1 protein-coding gene is annotated in these 920 nt (G+C 70.1%); it reads left to right on the top strand.

Features of this window, described 5'->3' with window-relative positions; all coding sequences use genetic code 11:
- Positions 1–63: 63 nt before the first annotated feature.
- Positions 64–920 (top strand): AMP-binding protein (locus OO52_RS45490; protein ID WP_432422523.1); only part of this gene is annotated, 857 nt, incomplete at its 3' end.

Genomic DNA, 920 nt, shown 5'->3' with positions numbered 1-920 from the left:
TCGGGTGATGCGGCGTACGTGATGTATACCTCGGGTTCGACGGGTGCGCCCAAGGGGATCGTGGTGACGCATCGCAATGTCGCCGCTCTGGCTCTGGACCCGCGGTTCGACCGATCGGCGCATCAGCGGGTGTTGCTGCATTCGCCGGCCGCGTTCGACGCCTCCACGTACGAGCTGTGGGTGCCGCTGCTGAGCGGCGGGACCGTCGTCGTGGCCCCGGCCGGGGACCTGGACGTTCCCGCCCTGCAGCACACCATCACCAGCCAGGACATCACCGCGCTGTGGCTGACCAGTTCTCTGCTGAATGTGGTCGCCGAGCACGCCGTGGACGCGCTGTCGGCAGTGCGGGAGGTGTGGTCGGGCGGCGAGGCCGTTTCCGGCGCCACGGTGCAGCGCCTGCACGAGGCCTGCCCGGCGCTGACGGTCGTGGACGGGTACGGGCCGACGGAGACGACCACGTTCGCCACCCACCACCGTGTGCCGCGCCCCTACACCGGCAGCGCGACCGTGCCGATCGGCCGTCCGATGGCCAACACCCGTGTCTACGTCCTGGACGCACACCTGCGGCCGGTGCCGCCCCAGGTGACCGGCGAGTTGTACATCGCCGGGGCCGGTCTGGCCCGCGGCTATCTGAACAAGCCCGGCATGACCGCCGAGCGGTTCGTCGCCGATCCCTTCGGACCCGAGCCGGGCGGACGCATGTACCGCACCGGTGACCTCGTGCGGGTCAACGCCGACGGGGATCTGGAGTACAGGGGCCGCGCCGACCAGCAGGTCAAGGTCCGTGGCTTCCGGATCGAGCCCGGTGAGATCGAAAACGTCCTGACCGATCATCCCGCGGTCGGTCAGGCCGCCGTGGTCGCTCATCATGACCAGCCCGGCAGCACCCGCCTGATCGCCTACGTCGTCCCCGACAACGG

The organism is Streptomyces flaveolus, from assembly GCF_000716535.1.
GTDB lineage: Bacteria > Actinomycetota > Actinomycetes > Streptomycetales > Streptomycetaceae > Streptomyces > Streptomyces flaveolus_A.
Note: the sequence above shows the minus strand (reverse complement) of the source record. Positions and strands in the feature narration are given on the sequence as shown.